The 17978-nt window shown below is 62.9% G+C and carries 21 protein-coding genes; 13 read left to right on the plus strand and 8 right to left on the minus strand.

Translation table 11 applies throughout. From position 1 onward, the window contains the following. Window positions 1–10 precede the first annotated feature (10 nt). The 6 genes from ACQ4W0_RS09555 (at window position 11) to ACQ4W0_RS09580 (ending at window position 5316) form a co-directional block, all read left to right on the plus strand. Complete coding sequence (locus tag ACQ4W0_RS09555; RefSeq protein ID WP_436576502.1) at window positions 11–508, plus strand: PaaI family thioesterase; 498 nt, start codon at window positions 11–13, stop codon at window positions 506–508. A 68-nt stretch (window positions 509–576) separates the two neighbouring features. Further along, window positions 577–1773, plus strand: a complete 1197-nt coding sequence (locus ACQ4W0_RS09560) for an acetyl-CoA C-acyltransferase (RefSeq protein ID WP_010394649.1) — start codon at window positions 577–579, stop codon at window positions 1771–1773. A 73-nt stretch (window positions 1774–1846) separates the two neighbouring features. Further along, the gene (locus ACQ4W0_RS09565; protein ID WP_436576503.1) at window positions 1847–2626 is read left to right on the plus strand and encodes an enoyl-CoA hydratase; all 780 of its coding nucleotides are present in this window, start codon (window positions 1847–1849) and stop codon (window positions 2624–2626) included. A 137-nt stretch (window positions 2627–2763) separates the two neighbouring features. After that, window positions 2764–3366, plus strand: coding sequence for a TetR/AcrR family transcriptional regulator (locus ACQ4W0_RS09570; protein ID WP_436576504.1), 603 nt, complete (start codon window positions 2764–2766; stop codon window positions 3364–3366). Window positions 3367–3452: 86 nt separating this feature from the next. Then, window positions 3453–4616 carry an iron-containing alcohol dehydrogenase gene (locus ACQ4W0_RS09575; RefSeq protein WP_436576505.1) on the plus strand — a complete coding sequence of 388 codons (1164 nt, stop codon included), beginning with the start codon at window positions 3453–3455 and terminating at the stop codon, window positions 4614–4616. 22 nt (window positions 4617–4638) lie between these two features. Next, a complete protein-coding gene (locus tag ACQ4W0_RS09580; RefSeq protein ID WP_436576506.1) occupies window positions 4639–5316 on the plus strand; it encodes a type 1 glutamine amidotransferase domain-containing protein in 678 nt (225 codons plus the stop codon). Between the two features lie 7 nt (window positions 5317–5323). Here the strand turns inward: ACQ4W0_RS09580 and ACQ4W0_RS09585 are convergent, their stop codons facing one another. Next, window positions 5324–5911, minus strand: a complete 588-nt coding sequence (locus ACQ4W0_RS09585; RefSeq protein WP_436576507.1) for a TetR/AcrR family transcriptional regulator — start codon at window positions 5909–5911, stop codon at window positions 5324–5326. A gap of 40 nt (window positions 5912–5951) precedes the next feature. On the opposite strand from ACQ4W0_RS09585, the gene ACQ4W0_RS09590 reads away from it, so the two are divergent. Next, on the plus strand, window positions 5952–6479 hold the full coding sequence (locus tag ACQ4W0_RS09590; protein WP_436576508.1) for a dihydrofolate reductase family protein: 528 nt from the start codon (window positions 5952–5954) through the stop codon (window positions 6477–6479). Here ACQ4W0_RS09590 and ACQ4W0_RS09595 read toward each other — a convergent pair. After that, entirely contained in the window at window positions 6476–7279 is an 804-nt protein-coding gene (locus ACQ4W0_RS09595) for a metallophosphoesterase (protein WP_436576509.1), read from the minus strand. The two genes, ACQ4W0_RS09590 and ACQ4W0_RS09595, sit on opposite strands and share 4 nt — an antisense overlap. Window positions 7280–7419: 140 nt before the next feature. Here ACQ4W0_RS09595 and bla point away from each other — a divergent pair, with 140 nt between their 5' ends. Together bla and ACQ4W0_RS09605 are read left to right on the plus strand one after the other, a co-directional pair. Beyond that, the gene (bla, locus tag ACQ4W0_RS09600; RefSeq protein WP_436576510.1) at window positions 7420–8364 is read left to right on the plus strand and encodes a subclass B3 metallo-beta-lactamase; all 945 of its coding nucleotides are present in this window, start codon (window positions 7420–7422) and stop codon (window positions 8362–8364) included. A 288-nt stretch (window positions 8365–8652) separates the two neighbouring features. Then, the gene (locus tag ACQ4W0_RS09605) at window positions 8653–8826 is read left to right on the plus strand and encodes a hypothetical protein (RefSeq protein ID WP_436576511.1); all 174 of its coding nucleotides are present in this window, start codon (window positions 8653–8655) and stop codon (window positions 8824–8826) included. A gap of 9 nt (window positions 8827–8835) precedes the next feature. Here ACQ4W0_RS09605 and ACQ4W0_RS09610 read toward each other — a convergent pair whose 3' ends face one another. Continuing rightward, window positions 8836–9639, minus strand: coding sequence for a metallophosphoesterase (locus tag ACQ4W0_RS09610; RefSeq protein WP_436576512.1), 804 nt, complete (start codon window positions 9637–9639; stop codon window positions 8836–8838). Between the two features lie 46 nt (window positions 9640–9685). Then, window positions 9686–10591 (minus strand): LysR family transcriptional regulator, encoded by a 906-nt coding sequence (locus ACQ4W0_RS09615; protein ID WP_436576513.1) that lies wholly within the window; start codon window positions 10589–10591, stop codon window positions 9686–9688. 118 nt (window positions 10592–10709) lie between these two features. Here ACQ4W0_RS09615 and ACQ4W0_RS09620 point away from each other — a divergent pair, with 118 nt between their 5' ends. Both ACQ4W0_RS09620 and ACQ4W0_RS09625 read left to right on the plus strand, forming a co-directional pair. Beyond that, a complete protein-coding gene (locus ACQ4W0_RS09620) occupies window positions 10710–11576 on the plus strand; it encodes a pirin family protein (protein WP_436576514.1) in 867 nt (288 codons plus the stop codon). Between the two features lie 56 nt (window positions 11577–11632). Then, window positions 11633–12334, plus strand: coding sequence for an isochorismatase family protein (locus ACQ4W0_RS09625; protein ID WP_436576515.1), 702 nt, complete (start codon window positions 11633–11635; stop codon window positions 12332–12334). A 6-nt stretch (window positions 12335–12340) separates the two neighbouring features. On the opposite strand, the gene ACQ4W0_RS09630 is transcribed toward ACQ4W0_RS09625, so the two are convergent. Further along, entirely contained in the window at window positions 12341–13102 is a 762-nt protein-coding gene (locus tag ACQ4W0_RS09630; RefSeq protein ID WP_436576516.1) for a substrate-binding periplasmic protein, read from the minus strand. Between the two features lie 220 nt (window positions 13103–13322). Between ACQ4W0_RS09630 and pnuC the strand changes: the two genes are divergently transcribed. Next, window positions 13323–13925: a nicotinamide riboside transporter PnuC gene (pnuC, locus tag ACQ4W0_RS09635; RefSeq protein ID WP_436576517.1), complete on the plus strand. Its 603-nt coding sequence runs from the start codon at window positions 13323–13325 to the stop codon at window positions 13923–13925. A 98-nt stretch (window positions 13926–14023) separates the two neighbouring features. Here the strand turns inward: pnuC and ACQ4W0_RS09640 are convergent, their stop codons facing one another. Further along, window positions 14024–14287, minus strand: a complete 264-nt coding sequence (locus ACQ4W0_RS09640) for a hypothetical protein (protein WP_436576518.1) — start codon at window positions 14285–14287, stop codon at window positions 14024–14026. Between ACQ4W0_RS09640 and ACQ4W0_RS09645 the strand changes: the two genes are divergently transcribed. Next, window positions 14256–16823, plus strand: coding sequence for a TonB-dependent receptor (locus ACQ4W0_RS09645; RefSeq protein ID WP_436576519.1), 2568 nt, complete (start codon window positions 14256–14258; stop codon window positions 16821–16823). The two genes, ACQ4W0_RS09640 and ACQ4W0_RS09645, sit on opposite strands and share 32 nt — an antisense overlap. On the opposite strand, the gene ACQ4W0_RS09650 is transcribed toward ACQ4W0_RS09645, so the two are convergent. Together ACQ4W0_RS09650 and ACQ4W0_RS09655 are read right to left on the minus strand one after the other, a co-directional pair. Continuing rightward, window positions 16820–17626: a response regulator transcription factor gene (locus ACQ4W0_RS09650; RefSeq protein ID WP_436576520.1), complete on the minus strand. Its 807-nt coding sequence runs from the start codon at window positions 17624–17626 to the stop codon at window positions 16820–16822. The genes ACQ4W0_RS09645 and ACQ4W0_RS09650 overlap by 4 nt on opposite strands. 12 nt (window positions 17627–17638) lie before the next feature. Further along, window positions 17639–17767, minus strand: a complete 129-nt coding sequence (locus ACQ4W0_RS09655) for a hypothetical protein (protein WP_436576521.1) — start codon at window positions 17765–17767, stop codon at window positions 17639–17641. Window positions 17768–17978 lie beyond the last annotated feature (211 nt).

The following is a 17978-nucleotide window of genomic DNA, read 5'->3' on the forward strand; positions in this document are numbered from 1 at the left end:
CCTGTCGTCGATGACTATCCTGTCCCTGGTATTTAAAGTATTACTGCGCGTGAGGCCAAGCATGGTGTATGACCGTATCAAACAACAGATGATGGACACCTTGCCCTTCGTGCGGCTGCTGGGGATCAGCATCGACGACATCGGCGCCGGCACCTCGAAGGTGTCGATGCCGGAAGATCCCAAACTGAATAATCACCTGGGCACGCAGCACGCGGGCGCCTTGTTTACGCTGGCCGAAACGGCTTCCGGCGCGGCCATGGCTGGCGGCTTCGCCGAGCTGATACTGGGTTTGCGCCCGGTGGCCAAGGAGTCGCGCATCGCCTACCAGAAGCTGGCCCGGGGCGCGACGCGCGCCGAAGGCCGCGTGCCGGGCGACCTGGCTGCATTGAAGGCGCAGCTGGCACAGGACGGCAAGGTGGCGTTTCCCGTGGAAGTCGATATTTTCGACTCCGAAGGCACGCTGGCGGCACAGGTGACGGTGGACTGGTATTTGTCGCAGAAGCGCTAAGCGTCAACCTGACTACCTCGGACATTCGACAGAACACGAACTTCGTTCAACATCTTTGAAAGAACAAAATGAGCAAACAACTTCAAGACGCCTATATCGTCTCTGCAACCCGCACCCCGATCGGCAAGGCGCCGCGCGGCATGTTCAGAAACACCCGCCCGGACGACCTGCTGGTGCGCGTGCTGCAATCGGCCCTGGCGCAAGCGCCTGGCCTCGACCCGGCCCTGATCACCGACGCCATCATCGGCTGCTCGTTCCCGGAAGCGGAGCAAGGCTTCAATATCGCGCGTAACTCGGTGCTGCTGGCCGGCCTGCCGAAAACCGTGGGCGGCGTGACCGTCAACCGTTACTGCGCTTCGGGCATCACGGCCATCGCCATGGCGGCCGACCGTATCCGCGTGGGCGAAGCCGACGTGATGATCGCCGGCGGCATCGAATCGATGTCGATGGTGCCGATGATGGGCCACCACCCATCGATGAACCTGGACATGTTCAGCGATGAAAACATCGGCATGGCCTACGGCATGGGCCTGACGGCCGAAAAAGTGGCGCAGCAATGGAAAGTGTCGCGCGAACAGCAGGACGCCTTCTCCGTTGAATCGCACCGCCGCGCCATCGCCGCGCAGCAAGCCGGTTTCTTCAAGGCCGAAACGACGCCCGTGGAAATTATCACGCGCACGCCGAACCTGGCTACCGGCCAAGTCGATGTGACGCGCCGCACCGTCGACACCGACGAAGGCGCGCGTGCCGATTCGTCGATGGAGTCGCTGGGCAAACTGAAACCTGTGTTTGCCGCCAAGGGCACCGTCACGGCCGCCAACAGCTCGCAGATGTCCGACGGCGCCGGTGCGCTGCTGATCGTCAGCGAAAAAATCCTGCGCGAGCATAACCTGACCCCATTGGCGAAATTCTCTTCGTTCGCCGTGCGTGGCGTGCCGCCGGAAATCATGGGCATCGGTCCGAAATTCGCCATCCCTGCAGCGTGCGCCGCCGCCGGCATTACGCAAGACCAGCTGGACTGGATCGAGTTGAACGAAGCGTTTGCCGCGCAAGCCTTGGCCGTGATCGGCGACCTGGGCCTGGACCCATCGAAGGTCAACCCGATGGGCGGCGCGATCGCCCTGGGCCACCCGCTGGGCGCCACCGGCGCCATCCGCGCGGCCACCGTGATCCACGCATTGCAGCGCACCAAGCAGAAGTACGGCATGGTCACCATGTGCGTGGGCGCCGGCATGGGCGCAGCAGGCATCTTCGAGCGCGTATAAGCTTGACGGGCTAAAGCAATAAAACAGGGCGCTGCGGGATTACCCCGGCGCCCTTTATCTTTTTGGAGACGACATGGATATTTTGTGCAGCAAGAGCGAGGGCATCCTCACCCTGGAATTCAACCGCCTGGAACGCAAGAATGCGATCACCGGCGCCATGTACCAGACCCTGGCCGATGCGCTGGTGGCGGCAGAGACGGACGACGAGGTGCGCGCCATCCTGATCTGCGGCAAGCGCGAGATTTTCACGGCGGGTAACGACCTCGATGATTTCATGAAGACGGCGCGGCCGAAGGATGGCTCGCTCGACCATGACCGTCCCGTGTTCCAGTTCATGCGCGCCCTGTACGGCAGCAGCAAGCCCGTGGTGGCGGCCGTCTCCGGCCCCGCCATCGGCATCGGCACCACCTTGCTGATGCACTGCGATCTGGTCTACGCGGCCGACAACGCCAGCTTCTCGATGCCGTTCACGCAACTGGGCCTGTGCCCGGAATTCGGCTCCAGCCTGCTGCTGACGCAATTGGCCGGTTACCCGCGTGCGGCGGAAAAACTGATGCTGGGCGAGTCGTTCCCTGCACAGGAAGCGCTGGAGATGGGCCTGGTCTCGAAGGTCGTGCCCCTGTACGAATTGATGACGTACGCGCAAGGCCAGGCTGCCAAGCTGGTGGCCCTGCCAGCCGCCTCGATCCGCGCCACCAAGCGCCTGATGAAGCAAAGCCGCATGGAGCCGATGAAGGCGGCCATCGCGGAAGAAAACAAGCTGTTCAGCGCCATGCTGGGCGGCGCCGAAGCGAAGGAAGCGTTTACGGCCTTCTTTGAAAAGAGGAAGCCGGATTTCAAGAAGTTTGCATAAGCTGACTGCCGGGGTCAGACCCCCGCGCCCGTTAGCGCAAGCCGCTGAGTTAGCGGCCTTGAGGGTCTGACCCCAGAATTTCCCTCTGGGTTTAATTCAAACTAGACGACTGGTCTAATTGTGCTACAATGCATCGCATGAAAGCTGAATACACTGACGTGCGCCAGCACATTATCGACCAGGGCAAGGCCATCATCACGCGCAAGGGCTTTGCCGGCGTGGGGCTGAACGAGATTTTGTCGGCCGCCGACGTGCCCAAGGGGTCGTTCTACCATTACTTCAAGTCCAAGGAATTGTTTGGCGAGGCGATGCTGGAAGATTACTTGAGCGGCTACCTGGCCGGGATGGATGTGGTGCTGGGCCAGTCGGGCCAGAACGCGGCGCAGTCGCTGATGGCGTATTGGGCCAGCTGGACCAGCGAGAGCCTCGATGGCAGCGCTTGCGACTGCCGTTGCCTGGTGGTCAAGCTCAGCAGCGAAGTGGCGGACATGTCGGAGCCGATGCGCGTGGCGCTGCTCGATGGCACCCACCGCATCATCGCCAAGCTGGCCCTGGCCATCGCGCGGGGCAGGGTGGACGATACCCTGCCATCGGTGGCCGATCCGGCGCAGATGGCAGCCACCTTGTACCAGCTGTGGCTGGGCGCGGCCTTGCTGACCAAGCTGCGGCGCGACGCCAGCGCCCTGCGAACGGCCCGGCAGGCGACCCTGGCGATGTTGCAGCTGTCGCCGGACCAGTAAGCGGACGCCAAGTACGCGGATGACAGACATCCGCGTTTTTTTGAATAGCATTCTAGACGACCAGTCTAATAATAAGGAGCGACATCATGAAAAATTTTGAATTCCATAACCCGACGCGTATCGTGTTCGGCGCCGACACTGTCGCCAAATTGTCCACCCTGGTGCCGCACGATGCGCGCGTGTTGATTTTGTACGGCGGCGCCAGTGCGGAAAAGACCGGCACCCTGGCCGAGGTGCGAACTGCTCTTGCGCTGGGCCAGCGCACGGTGCAGGAGTTTGGCGGCATCGAACCCAATCCCAGCTATGAAACCCTGATGCGTGCCGTGGCGCAGGTACGTGGCGACAAGCTGGACTTCCTGCTGGCCGTCGGTGGCGGCTCCGTGATTGATGGCACCAAGTTCGTCGCTGCAGCTGCCCTGTACGACGGCGAGCCGTGGGAAATCGCCGAGCGCGGCGGCGCCAATGTGCGTCAAGCCCTGCCGTTTGGCACGGTGCTGACCTTGCCGGCCACGGGTTCGGAAATGAACAACGGCGGCGTGGTGACGAAAAAAGCCACGCATGACAAGCTGAGTTTTCGCAGTCCGCTGCTGTACCCGCAATTTTCCGTGCTTGACCCGAGCAAGACCTTTACCTTGCCGGCCAGGCAGGTGGCCAATGGCCTGGTCGACGCCTTTGTCCACACCACGGAACAGTATTTGACCTATCCGGCGCAGGCGAAGGTGCAGGACCGCTTTGCCGAAGGCCTGCTGCAGACGCTGGTCGAGATAGCCCCGCAAGCGATCGCCGCGCCTGACGATTACGATACCCGTGCCAACCTGATGTGGACGGCCACCCTGGCCCTGAATGGCCTGATCGGCGCTGGCGTGCCGCAAGACTGGGCCACCCACATGATCGGCCACGAACTGACGGCCCTCTACGACATCGACCATGCACGCACCCTGGCGCTGGTGCTGCCCGCACTGCTGGAGGTGCAGCGCGAACAGAAACGTGGCAAGTTGCTGCAATATGGCGAACGCGTGTGGCAGATTACCAGCGGCAGCGAAGAGCAGCGCATAGCCGCCGCCATCGCCCGCACCCGCGCCTTCTTTGAAGGCTTGGGCCTGCCGACCCGTTTGTCGGCCTACCAGCTGGGCCAGGAAGCGGTAGAAGCGGTATTGCAGCAACTGGCAGCACACGGCATGACCTCGCTAGGCGAACACCGCGATATCGACCTCGCGCGCAGCCGCCGTATCCTCGAAGCAGCACTGTAACCCTGACATAAAAGGAAACAACATGAACATCCTGATGGTACTGACCTCGCACGATCAACTGGGTGACACCGGCAAGAAAACCGGCTTCTGGCTGGAAGAATTCGCCGCCCCCTACTATGCCTTGCAAGAAGCGGGCGCCAAGCTGACGGTGGTCTCGCCCAACGGTGGCCAGCCGCCGCTGGACCCGAAAAGCGACGAGCCCGATTCGCAAACGGACGCCACGCGCCGCTTCAAGCTGGACGCCGCCGCGCAAGCCGTGCTGGCCAACACGGGCAAGCTGTCCGAGGTGAAGGCGGCCGACTTTGACGCCGTGTTTTACCCGGGCGGCCATGGTCCGCTGTGGGACCTGGCCGAAGACCCGCATTCGATCGCGCTGATCAAGCAGATGATCGCCGCCGGCAAGCCCGTTGCCGCCGTCTGCCACGCACCGGGCGTGCTGCGCCACGTGAAGGCGGCTGACGGCACGCCGCTGGTGCGCGGCAAGAAGGTGACGGGCTTTACCAATACCGAGGAAGACGCTGTCGGCTTGACGGCCATCGTGCCTTTCCTGGTCGAGGACATGCTCAAGCAAAACGGCGGCATCTATTCCAAGCTGGGCGACTGGCAGCCGTACGCCGTCACCGATGGCTTGCTGGTCACGGGCCAGAATCCCGCATCGTCGGAAGCGGCCGCGCAGGCGCTGCTCAAGCTGCTGGCCTGATGCGCGGTTAGTGTCCGGCGGCCATGCCCGCCATGATCAGGCCAACCGAAGCCTGCCAGGCTGTTTCGCTGGCCGGCCTGCCCGCCAGCGCATAGCCGTGCAGGAAATCGACGAGCGTATCGCGCCCGCGCAGCCGGGTTTTTTTGTCCAGCGCGAGACCGTCGACGGCCAGCTCGAACAGCGCCGTAAACCGCTCGGCGACATCGGCGTGCGTCACCAGCCCGCGCGCCATCAGGCGCACGAAATACGGCGTGGCGCTGACCAGTTCCAGGTACAGTGCGCATAGCGCGAACAGGCGCCGCCGAGGCGCCTGGCGCCGCGTAAACGGCGGCTGGCGTGGATCGAGTGCGGTGAAACGCTGCGCCATCAGGGCCAGCAGCAATTCCTCCTTTCCCGTGTAATAGTGGTACAGGGCCATGGCATCGACGCCCAGGCACAGCGCCAGCGCGCGCATGGAAAAGGCTTCGCCTTTTTCTTCCAGCAGGGCCAGGGCCGTCTGCAGGATGGTGGCGTTGTCCAGCGCGGGCGCGATGCGGCGGGGGCGGCCCGCGCGGCGCACTGAATTTTCAATAGCTTGAAGTTTTGGCGATTTCATGGGCATAATTCTACACTGTAGAATTAATTGAGAGAGCTCCATGCAAAAACCTTTTGTCAGCGCCTTTCTCGGCATCAGCATCGATGGCTGCATCGCCGGAGAAAACGGCGACCTGGCCTGGCTGGCTGAACTGGCGCCCGACTCGCCCGATGCCACCGGCTACACGGCCTTGATGGCGCAAGTCGATACCTTGCTGATCGGGCGCACCACGTATGACGCCGTGCTGGGCTTCGAGCCGTGGCCGTATGCGGGCAAGCGCGTGGTGGTACTGAGTCACCGCGACTTCGCGCCGCGCCATGGCGAGCAGCGCCGCGAAGGCAGCGTGCGGGAAGTATTGGAGGGTCTGGCAGAAGAGGGCTGCCACCATGTGTATCTCGATGGCGGCGCCGTCATCCGCGCCGGTTTGCGCGAGGGCGTCATCGACAGTGTGACCTTGTCCGTGCTGCCCGTGGTGCTGGGCAAGGGCGTGCGCCTGTTCGAGGATGGCTTGCCGCGCAGCGACTGGCGCCTGGACGGCACGCGCCAGCTGCCCAGCGGCGTGGCGCAGCTGCGCTATCGTAAACCTTAAACCGCGTTATCGAGTTCGACGATAAAGCCTGTATCAAAACGGTCATTTTCGGGCGTGCCATCGGGGCGCTTGTAGCCGCAGGGATTGCACACGACGCGGCACTCGCCTATCTGGTAGTCGAGCGAGGCGTGCATGTGGCCATGCACCCACAGGTCCGCCTGCGCCACCAGTTCATCCAGCTGCGAGGCGAACGCTGGCGAGCCCAGGTTGGCTGCGTATTGCGCTTCCACCGACAGCATCGATGGCGCCATGTGCGTGATGACGACGGTCTTGCCATCGAAGGCTTGCGCCAGTTGCTCGGATAGCCAGGCCTTGTGCCGCGCGTGCAGCTGCGCCGTGTCGCTGGCGCACAGCAGGCGGGGCGTGTCGCCACCCGTGCTGATGCGCTTGTAGTCGGGCATGTAGGCTTGCGCCGCCTGCATGGCTTCTTCCTGGCGCGCCGCGCCGAAGAGTAAAAAATCCGTCCACAGCGTGATGCCGAGGAAGCGCACGCCGTCGAGCACCACGGCGTCGCCGTCGAGCAGGCGGATGTTGGCGCCGTGCGCATTGGCGCTGGCACAGGCGTCGCGCACGGCGTCCTGCATGTATTCAAGCTGGTGTCCATAGCCCTCGTGATTGCCGTGCACATACAGCACGGGTAGTGCGCCGAAGGTGCGTGCGGCCCAGGCGATGGCATGGTTGCCCGTGGCGATGTCGCCGGCCAGGATCACCACGTCGGGGCGGCTGGTGGCAAGGTCGAGGGTGGGCGAGTCTTCACCCCAGACTTCCAGGTGTAGGTCGGACAGGATCAGCAAACGCATGGCAGTGGGCGCGGCAAGGCGCGGGGCAGGTCTATGGGCCTCTATCGTAGCGCAAGTCGCTGCGCCCGTCTGCTTGACCGCGCCAGGGTGGTGACGTTACCCTATGGCATCGATTACCACACACTCACTCCTGGAGCCGCATGTCGCCTTTCTTCATTCCCAAGACCTTGCTGAGCGTCGCGCTGGCCGCCATGGCGCTGCCGTTGACGGCACATGCCGCCACGCCCGCCATCGATCCCCTGACGCAGCCGATTGCCTCGCCCTACGCGGCGCAATGGAACCGCCCGCAACAACCGGCGCGCATCCATGGCGATACGTATTACGTGGGCGTGGGCGGCTTGAGCGTGGTGCTGATCGATACGCGCGCAGGCTTGATCCTGATCGATGGCGCGTTGCCGCAATCGGTGGCCGCCATCAAGGAACATATCCTCGAGCTGGGCTTTCGCCTGGAAGACATCAAATTCATCCTGAATACGGAAGCGCATTTCGACCATTCGGGCGGCGTCGCCGCCTTGGCCCGCGACAGTGGCGCGCAAGTGGTCGCCAGCCCGCTGGGTGCGCAGGCGCTGCGCGCGGGAGCGGTGCTCGCCATGGACCCGCAAGCCGGTGAAATCGACCCCATGCCGGCCGTGGAAAACGTGCGCGAGATCGCCGATGGCGAAACCCTGCAGCTGGGCGACGTGACCGTCACTGCGCGCTACACGCCCGGCCATACGCCGGGCAGCACCAGCTGGACCTGGGTCTCGTGCGAGGATGCGGAGCGCAAGGACTGCCTGAACGTGGTGTTCGGCGCCAGCCTCACGCCGGTGGCGGCCGACGATTTTCACTACCTGGGCGATGAACGCCATGCGGACTTGACGCCGGCCTTCCGCCGCGTGATGCAAGACTTTGCCAAACTGCCGTGCGACATCCTGATCTCGGCCCACCCCGACCATTCCGGCGGCGACCGCAAGCTGACGCAATTGCTGGAAGGCGCCACGCCGAACCCCTTCATCGATGCGCAGGCGTGCAGCCACTATGCGGCCAAAAATGAAGCCAAGCTCGATGCCCGCATCGCCAAGGAAAAGGCGGCTGCGACAAATTAACAACGTTGGCGCATGCGCCATGAAAAGCGGTTGACGCACTGCAGCATACGGCGCAGAATCGTCATCCGCAGTGCAGATCAACCATCAAATAGAAAGGAAACCCATGTTCGAGCAGGCTGGCAGCAAGTTGACTTACCACTAGCCCCGCGCATGACGCTCGGGGCCATCGGCAGCATTGCCGATCCCGAGCCGGTGTCCTTCAAACCCCGGTGAGGAAACTCGCCGGGGTTTTTTGTTTTGGACGACCCCGGCATAACTCGTCTGCATCAAGGATTGAAAAGAGACACCATGAAAATCAAAGTGAAAGCCACGCCCAAGCCGCGCAATCCGCTGGTGGCGGCCGCCAGGTTGCGCGGCGGCGCCGGTGCGCATCAGTCGGAGTCCTCGCCGCGCGCGGCGCGCCGGGCCGGCAAGCACCGCCTGCTGCAATTGCTGGCGGGCCGTTTGAAGTCGGACGATTAGCGCGCTTGTTTAACGCAACTGCAGTTCGACGATGAAGTTCGGGTTGAATTGGGGATTTTGCGGCGTTCCGTTGCGCGTCCTGTAGCCGCAGGGGTTAGCTACGACGCGGCACGGGCCGATGCGGTAATCGCGCGTGACGTGGAGGTGGCCATGCACCCACAGGTCCGCCTGCGCGGCCAGCTCGTCCAGGCGCGAAGCGTAGGCGGGCGAACACCCCTCGCTGCCATACGCATCATCGACCGATAGCAGCGACGGCGCCATGTGGCTGATGACGACTGTCGCGCCATCGAAGGGCTGCGCCAGTTCGCGCGCCAGCCAGGCTTTTTGCTGCGCGTGGAACATGGCCGTGTCGGCCGCGCGCAGCTTGCGAAAGCCCATGTTGGCCAGGCGGATGCGTTTGTAGTCGTTCATGACGGCTTCCGCCTCGCGCATGGCCGCTTGCCGCGTATCGTCGCCCAGCAGGCGGAAATCCGTCCACAGGGTGGCGCCCAGGAAGCGCACCTTGTTGCCTGCCTGGTCGGTGATGACGTGGCTATCGGCGTCGAGAAAATGCACGTTGTCCGTGGTGGAGCAGGCGCTGCGCAGCTCCTGGCGCACCTTGTCGAGGTGGTGGCCATAGCCTTCGTGGTTGCCATGCACGTATAGCACCGGTAGTCCCGCAAACGTGCTGGCGGCCCAGGCGACGGCGCGGGTGCCCGTGTCGATGTCGCCTGCCAGGATGACGGCATCGGGACGGCTGAGCGCAAGATCGCCTTGCGGCGCTGCGTCGCGCCATAACTCATGGTGCAGGTCCGACAGGATCAATAAACGCATGCGGTATCCAGGCGATTCGAGAGTACGCCATCGTACCTGAAAAACCTTACTCTTCTTCCAGCGCGGCGAAGCTGTGCGCCAGGTAGTCGATCAGCGCGCGCACGGCCGGCAGCAGGCCGCGCCGCGAGGGAAAGACGGCATGGATGATTTCACGCTGCGGCCGCCACTGCTCCATCAGCGGCAGCAGGCTGCCATTGGCTACCTGCTCGGTGATCATCATGGTCGGCAGCTGCACCACGCCCACGCCGGCCACGGCCGCGTCGCGCAAGGTCAGCATGTCGCCCGTGACGAAGCGCGGCACGTGGCGCAGCTGGGCGCGCGCGCCGTCCGGGCCGTGCAAATCCCATTGGTAGTGCTGTTGCGGCATGCCCAGGGCCAGGCTGGGCCAGTCGGCCAGGTCGGCCGGCGCGGTTGGCCTGGCGGCGTCGCCGAACAGCAGGGGGCTGCCCACCATGCACTGGCTGCGCTCGGCCAGTACGCGCAGCACCAGGTCGCTGTCGGGCAGCGGCGGCGGACGCACGCGGATGGCTACGTCGATGCCTTCGGCCACCAGGTCGACGCGGCGGTTGCTCGCTTCCAGCAGCAGGGTCACTTGCGGATGCTCGCGCATGAAGCCGGCCAGCATGGGGCCCACCAGTGTATGCAGCAGGGCGATGGGGCAGGACAAACGCACCGTGCCGCGCGGCGCCGCCCGCGTCAGTTCGATCGCTTCCTGCGCCGCTTCGGCTTCCACCAGCATTGCCTTGCAATGCTCGTAAAACGTCTGCCCTACGTCGGTGACGGAAAAATGCCGCGTCGTGCGCTGCAGCAGGCGCACGCCCAGGCGCTCTTCCAGCAGCGCGATGCGCCGGCTGAGTTTGGATTTCGGTATGCCCAGCGCGCGCCCGGCCGGCGCGAAGCCGCCATGGTCGACCACCTGCACAAAGTAATACAAGTCATTCAAATCCTGCATGCCGCCTCCTTTATCGTTCTATTTTTGGAACACTGATGGCGTATTTTACCGTCTACCGCCTCCATCGTTGCAAGCGTATTCTGTCTCCATTGTCATGTACACCCCACAGGAGATCGAGATGAACACAGTCACAGGTATCTACAGCGCACCGCGCCAGCACTGGGTCGGCGACGGTTTTCCCGTGCGCTCGATGTTTTCGTATAACGGCCATGGCAAGCAGTTGAGCCCATTCCTGCTGCTCGACTACGCCGGCCCCGCCGATTTTGTGCCCGGCACGCGTCCGCCCGGCGTCGGCTCGCACCCGCACCGCGGCTTTGAAACGGTGACCATCGTCTACAAGGGCGAAGTGGCGCACCGCGATTCGACGGGTCAGGGCGGCGTGATCGGCCCCGGCGACGTGCAATGGATGACGGCCGGTGCCGGCATCCTGCACGAAGAGTTTCACTCGCCTGCCTTTACGCAGTCGGGCGGCACCCTGGAAATGGTGCAGCTGTGGGTCAACCTGCCGGCCAAGAACAAGATGACGGCGCCCGGCTACCAGGCCATCACCAGCGACACGATTCCCACGGTGGCGCTGCCCGACGATGCAGGTTCCGTGCGCGTGATCGCCGGCGACTTCGATGGCCAGCATGGCCCGGCCCGCACGTTTTCGCCGATGCAGGTGTGGGACCTGCGCCTGGCCCAGGGCAAGCTGACGGAGCTGCCCGTGACCAAGGGGTGGAGCACGGCGCTGATCGTCCTGCATGGCACGGTGCTGGTCAACGGCGAGAGCGTGGTGCGCGAAGCGCAGATGGCGCTGTTCGAGCGCGATGGCGACAGCATCACCGTCGAAGCGAACAACGACGCCGTGGTACTGCTGCTGAGCGGAGAGCCGATCGACGAGCCCATCGTCGGCCATGGTCCGTTCGTCATGAATACCGAAGCGGAAATCGTGCAGGCGTTCGAGGATTTCAACAGCGGACGCTTTGCCCGCATCGAGAAGTAATTCATTTGTGCAGTACCCATGCCGCATCCCGCGGCATGGTTTTTCAGGAGACCACCATGAGCACCCCCGCCAACTTCCAAGGTTTGCCACCGATGATCGATCCCGACGATGCCGTCATGCTGCTGATCGACCACCAGAGCGGCTTGTTCCAACTGGTGCGCGACATCGAACAGCACGTGCTGCGCGGCCACGTCACGGCGCTGGCCAAGCTGTCGCGCCTGGCGAACATGCCGACCTTCACCACCGCTTCCGTGCCCGACGGCCCGAACGGCCCATTGATCCCGGAAATCCACCATTTCAACCCGGACGCCATCTACATTCCGCGCACGGGCCAGATCAACGCCTGGGACAATCCGGCCTGGGTCGAGGCCATCGAAAAGACGGGCCGCAAGACCCTGCTGATCGCCGGCACGCTCACCAGCGTGTGCATGGCCTTTCCCACCATCAGCGCGCTGGCGGCCGGCTACAAGGTGTTTGCCATCATCGACGCCTCGGGCAACTGGTCGAAGATGGCCACCGACATCACCATGGCGCGCGTGACGCAGGCCGGCGCCGTGCCGATCGACACGTATGCCGTGCTGGCTGAAGTGATGAGCACCTGGAACCGCGCCGACGCGATGGAATTCGCCGCCATCATGACCGACCATATCGTGCCGCCCTACCGCGCGCTGATCGAAAGCTATGACAAGGCGCAGGGCGTGCAAAAGCATGGCCGGGAAACCAGGCTGGAGATCCTCGAGGCGGCTGCCAAGGCTTGATCGCCGCTACGGCGCTTCGTAGCGGGCGCGTATCGCCGCCAGCACGCCGCGCTGTTCCAGGTGCGTGATGGCGGTATTCAGGCGCGCCAGGTCTGCGGCGCTGGTCGTGCGCGCATTGAGCATCAGGTGCACGGGGGCGCGCAGGGCCAGGAAGGGCAGGGCGGTCAGGGGGACGCCCTGCAGGCGCGCTTCGTGGCGCACGGCCAGCACGTCCCCCAGCAGCAGGTCGGCGCGACCCGCGTCGAGCATGAGGATGCCCTGCCGGAAGCTGCCGAACGCATTCAGCCGGCCGGCCTTTTCCAGCGCCGGCCGGGCCGCCGCATAGTCTGCCCCATACCAGCCCACCTTGGGCGCCAGCAGGGTGGCCGTGCCGCGCGCCAGCTGGCCGAAACTGCCGACATGGCGCTGCACGGCGTGCGTGCCGGCCTTGCCGAAGATGCCCACGGTTTCGTCGCGGTAGCTCACGCTGAAACGGGCATACGCATGGCGTTCCGAGGTGTCGGAGGCGGCGGGCAGCAAGTCCAGTTCGCCTTTCTGGAACAGCAACTGGCGCCGCGCGGTGGGCAGTTCCGGCACGGTCAGCAAGGTGCAGCGCGCCTCCTTGAAGATGGCGTGCAGCAGTTCCAGGTCCAGCCCCGTATATCTGCCTTGTGCGTCGCGATACAGGTAGGGCGGCCATTGCTCGAACGCCATCGTCATGCGGCAGGCCAGGGCGGGCAGGGCGCAGAGGCCGAGCACTGCCAACAACAGGAAATGGCGCATACGCATACGGGAGGTGTTTCCATGGTGTGTCACTGATGTTCAATTTGCCAGAATACCGGTGGAAGTCAAGGGGGCGGGGTCTTCTGGGCAGGTACAGCGATGCTTTTCGCGCATTTGTGCACGCTTTTTGTCGATTCCCTGCGCCGCCGTCCGGCGCCGTGAACACCTTGCAGTGTAATCGGCTATAGTGGCGCGGTGCCACCACTGCCCCGCAAAGGAAGACCGCTTGACTGCCCCGCTCGAGATCGCCGCCAATGTACTGATGACTGCCTCCATCATTCTGGCAGGACGCAATAATATTCATTCCTGGTGGATCGGCATTGTTGGCTGCGTACTGTTTGCCGTGCTGTTTTTCCAGGTTAATCTGTATGCCGACGTGATGCTGCAGCTGTTTTTCATCGTCACCTGCGTCATCGGCTGGCTGCAATGGCGGCGTGGCGCTGGCGGCAAGCCGTTGCCGATCACGCGCACGGGCTGGCGCAGCCTGGCCTGGGTAGTGCCGGCCGGCATCGCCTCCGTGGTCATCTACGGCATGCTGCTGCATCGCTTTACGAATGCCTACGCGCCCTTCATCGATTCGGCAGTGTTGGTATTTAGCATCATCGCGCAATTCTTGCTGATGAGCCGGCGCATCGAAACCTGGGTCTTCTGGCTGCTGGTCAACACAGTGGCCGTGCCGCTCTACTACAGCCGCGGCTTGCACCTGACGGCCGTGCTGTATGCGGCCTACTGGGTCAACGCCCTGATTTCCTGGTACTGGTGGGGAGTGCAGGCGCGCCGCGCGGCGCTGGCGCCCGCGGCGCCTTCCACGGCAATCGCCGACGCCTGATATTGCCACGCCAAGCCCTTAGATTCAAATCGTATATACAATCAATTTTTAATTCGTTCACGCCATAAAGACACCGAGATATAGTGGCCTTTCCCCGCTTACCGGTGTTTTTTATGTTGCGCTTTAGTCTTTCTACCTGCTTTTACGCCGCCCGGCACCAGCTGACCATGCAATGCATGGCGCAGTGGATGCCGATGCGTGCCCGTCCACGCATCCCGTAAGTCATTCCCATCCGTTTCATTGTCGTTTGCCCGCTGACCCACCCGGTCCGCGTGCCCCTGCTCGGCCTTTTTTATCTGAAAAAGGCTGCAATCCCAATAAGAGGAAACCATGTTCAAACCACTCGCCATCAGTCTTGCCATCGCCGCCGCCTTTCCCGCTTTCCCCACCCTTGCCCACGCCGAGGAGGAACTGCTGCGTGTTAACGTCACCGGATCGAATATCCGCGTCAGCGAAAAGGAGGGCGCCAGCGCCGTGCAGGTCATCACCGCCAAGGAATTGAAAGCCAGCGGCAAGACCAGCGTGTCGGAGGTGCTGCGTGCCATTTCCGCCAACAGCGGCAACAGCTACAACGAACAATATACGGGCAGTTTCTCGGCCGGTACCTCGGGCCTGTCGCTGCGCGGCATCGGCCAGCAAAATACCCTGATCCTGGTGAATGGCCGCCGCGTGGCCAGCTATGCCACGGCGCAGGATTTGCAGCAAACCTTCGTTGACCTGAACAGCCTGCCGATGGCGGCCGTGCAGCGCATCGAAGTGCTCAAGGATGGCGCCTCGTCCGTGTATGGCTCGGACGCCGTGGCCGGCGTGGTCAACATCATCCTGTACAAGGAATTCACGGGCACGGATATCACGGCGCAATGGGGCGGCTCGACGCAAGGCACGGGCCAGCACGAAAAGAGCGCGGCGCTGCAAACGGGTTTCGGCAAGCTCGAAGAAGATGGCTACAGCGTGGTCTTCTCGGTCGACGCGCAGCAGCGCGACAAGCTGCAGCAAAGCGACGTTGCATGGTTGCGCGATGCCGATTACCGCCAGCAGCAGCGCGGCACCCTGGGCTGGACCGCCACGAATTACGCCGGCAACGATCCCACGCGGACCCTGGGCGGCGTGCGCGGCCCGCTGCAACTGGTGCCGTACAAGGACATCAATCCCGATGGCAGCGGCCAGGTGCTGGCCTACAATCCGGCGCCGTACAAAACGCTGATCCCGGGCATCCAGCGCATCCATTCTTCGCTGCGCGGCACCCTCAAGCTGAACGCGGACACGGAAGCTTATGTCGATCTGCTGCACAGTTATTCGCGCGCAGACCAGACCTTCAGCGCGCCGCTGACGGTGAATAACGCCACGCGCGTGTGGAACAACAGCACCAAGCTGCTCGACACCATTCCCGTGGTGCTGCCCGTGGGCCACCCGAACAATCCGGGCGCGACGCCCTTGCCGTTCACGGCCACCCTGTTTGACCTGGGACCGCGCCTGAAGCAGGATCGCGTCACCTTCTACCGCGCGCTGGCCGGCGTCAAGGGCACCTGGGCGGGCTGGGACTGGGACACGGCCGTGGCCCATTCCAGCAGCAAGCTGGAAGAAACGGTGCAGAACTTCGTCAACCGCTACGAATTCCAGAAAGTGCTGGCCGAGGGCAGCTACAATTTCTTTGATCAATCGCAAAATAGCGAAGCGGTGCGCAACCGCCTGCGCCTGTCGACCCTGCGCCCGGCCGAATCGACGCTCGACACGCTCGACTTCTCGGCGGCCAAGGATATCTGGGACCTGCCCGCCGGTGCGCTGGGGTTTGCCGCCGGCGTTCAATGGCGCCGCGAAAAGATGGATTCGCAAACCTCGACAGCCGTGCTGTCGGGCACGGAATTGCGTCCCGCACTCAATATCATCGACGGCTCGCGCAATGTGTCGGCCCTGTTCGCCGAATTCAACGTGCCCGTGGTGAAGGATTTGTCCGTCAACGTGGCGGGCCGCGCCGACCATTACAGCGACTTTGGCAATGCGTTTTCGCCCAAAGCCAGCGCCCGCTATCAGGCGGCGCCATGGCTGCTGCTGCGCGGCACCGTGTCACGCGCCTTCCGTGCGCCGTCGCTGCCGGAAATCACCGACAGCACGGCCGTCAGCTATACCGGCGTGATCGATGCCCGCGATCCCCTGACGCCAACGCAGTCGCGCGGCGTGACGGTCATGACCATCGCCAATCCGAACCTGCGTCCCGAGCGCTCGAACAACCTGAACCTGGGCGTGGTGGTGTCGCCCACCAGCAGCTCGAGCATCGGCCTCGATTACTACCGCATCAAGCAAGATGGCGTGATCGGCACGGCCAGCGCCACCACCATACTCGAGAATGAAAAAACGGCGCCGCAACAGATCACGCGCGGTGCCGATGGACGCATCACGACACTGTACCGCCAGTTCCGCAACCAGGGCCAGCGCGAAGTGTCGGGCATCGATATCGACCTGCGCCAGCGCTTTGTCGACAAGGATTGGGGCAAGCTGACCCTGGCCGGCCAGCTGAGCCGCGTGCTGCGCTTTGCCGAGCCGTTGTCCGATGGCGCGCCGCTGACGGACGGCGCCGGCACCAATTATTTCGGTTCCATCCCGAAATGGCGCGGCGTCACCTCTGCCACCTGGGAGCAGGGGAAATGGTCGTCGACCCTGACCTGGAACTACGTGGGCAGCTATGCGCAGCAGAAGCATCTCGACGAATCGGTGGCCGCCTTCAGCACCTTTGACGTGACCAGCAGCTGGCAGCTGACACCAAAGGCGAACGTCACTTTCATCGTGCAAAACCTGGCCAACAAGCGCGCACCCTGGGACTACGCCTCGACCGGCTTTGACTTTACCCAGGCCGACCCGCGTGGACGCTTTGCATCGCTCAAGCTGAACTACAAGTTCTAATGACCGTTTGACACCTGCCGCTGGCCAGTCTGTTCCTGCAGGCGCTGGCGGTAGGCGCTGGGCGTGACGCCCATGCGTTCGCGAAAGGCGGTGGCGAAGTTGCCCGCGTTGTGAAAACCGATCAGCAGGGCAATATCCTGCACGTCGATATCTGTCTGCTGCAGCAATTCCACGCCGCGGGCGATGCGCGCTTCGCGGATGAAGGCAAACACGGTCATGCCGGTTTGCTCGCGGAACATCAGGGTCAGCTTTTCGCGGTAAGTGCCCACGCTGCGCGCGATGTCGGACAGGTTGGGCAGGCTGCCCAGATTGTCGAGAATGAGTTGTTTGACGGCATTCACGAACACCAGGTCGGGATGCTGCAGCTTGTCGCTGATCGGCATCGTGGCTGGCAAGGTACTGTTGCTTTTACGCATCAATCCCAGGTGGATATGAATGCGCGCGGCCAGTTCTTCCGGCGTGAACGGCTTTGAAATGTAATCGACGCCACCCACCTGCAAGCCCATGATGCGTTCCTTGGCGGCATCGGCGCCGCTGAGAAAGATCACGGGTATCTGTTCCGTTTCGGGGTTGGCCTTGAGCAAACGGCATGCCGTGTAGCCATCCATCTCGGGCATGCGCACATCGAGCAGGATCAGGTCGGGAAGCGTGGCCAATGCCAGCTGGTAGCCCTGATAGCCATTGAACGCGATGCTGAAACGGTAGGGCTGCTCGCTGAGCAGCTCCATCAGCATGCGCTGCTCGAACGCGGAATCGTCCACGATCAAGATGTTTTTTTTGATGGTTTCGCTGGTCAATGGCATGGATTGGATGACTTAACCAAAAAGCAAGTTGTGGCTTATTATGCCTCGCTTTTTCTTTTTTTTCTGTTTTTCTCGTGTTTCAAAAGAGGTTTCTCCGCCAGAAGAAGCGGCGATTTCCCAGATCGCTAATAATTCACTCATGCATTGACTTAAAGCAATGTCGATTGTTAAAAAAACTGCTTTGCCTATGCGGCAAAAGTAATGAAGTCCCAAGCTGTTGGTCTTCAGTATTGTTAGTTGTCCTGGTTTGCGTGCCCTAGAAAACGCCGGCAATTCCGTGACTATCCTCAGTGCCCTTACCTTTTCGGAAGGGCCCGTTCATGATGTTTCATCATCCGGAGGTTTTATGTTA

It is taken from the genome of Janthinobacterium breve, from assembly GCF_051380895.1.
Lineage (GTDB): Bacteria > Pseudomonadota > Gammaproteobacteria > Burkholderiales > Burkholderiaceae_D > Janthinobacterium.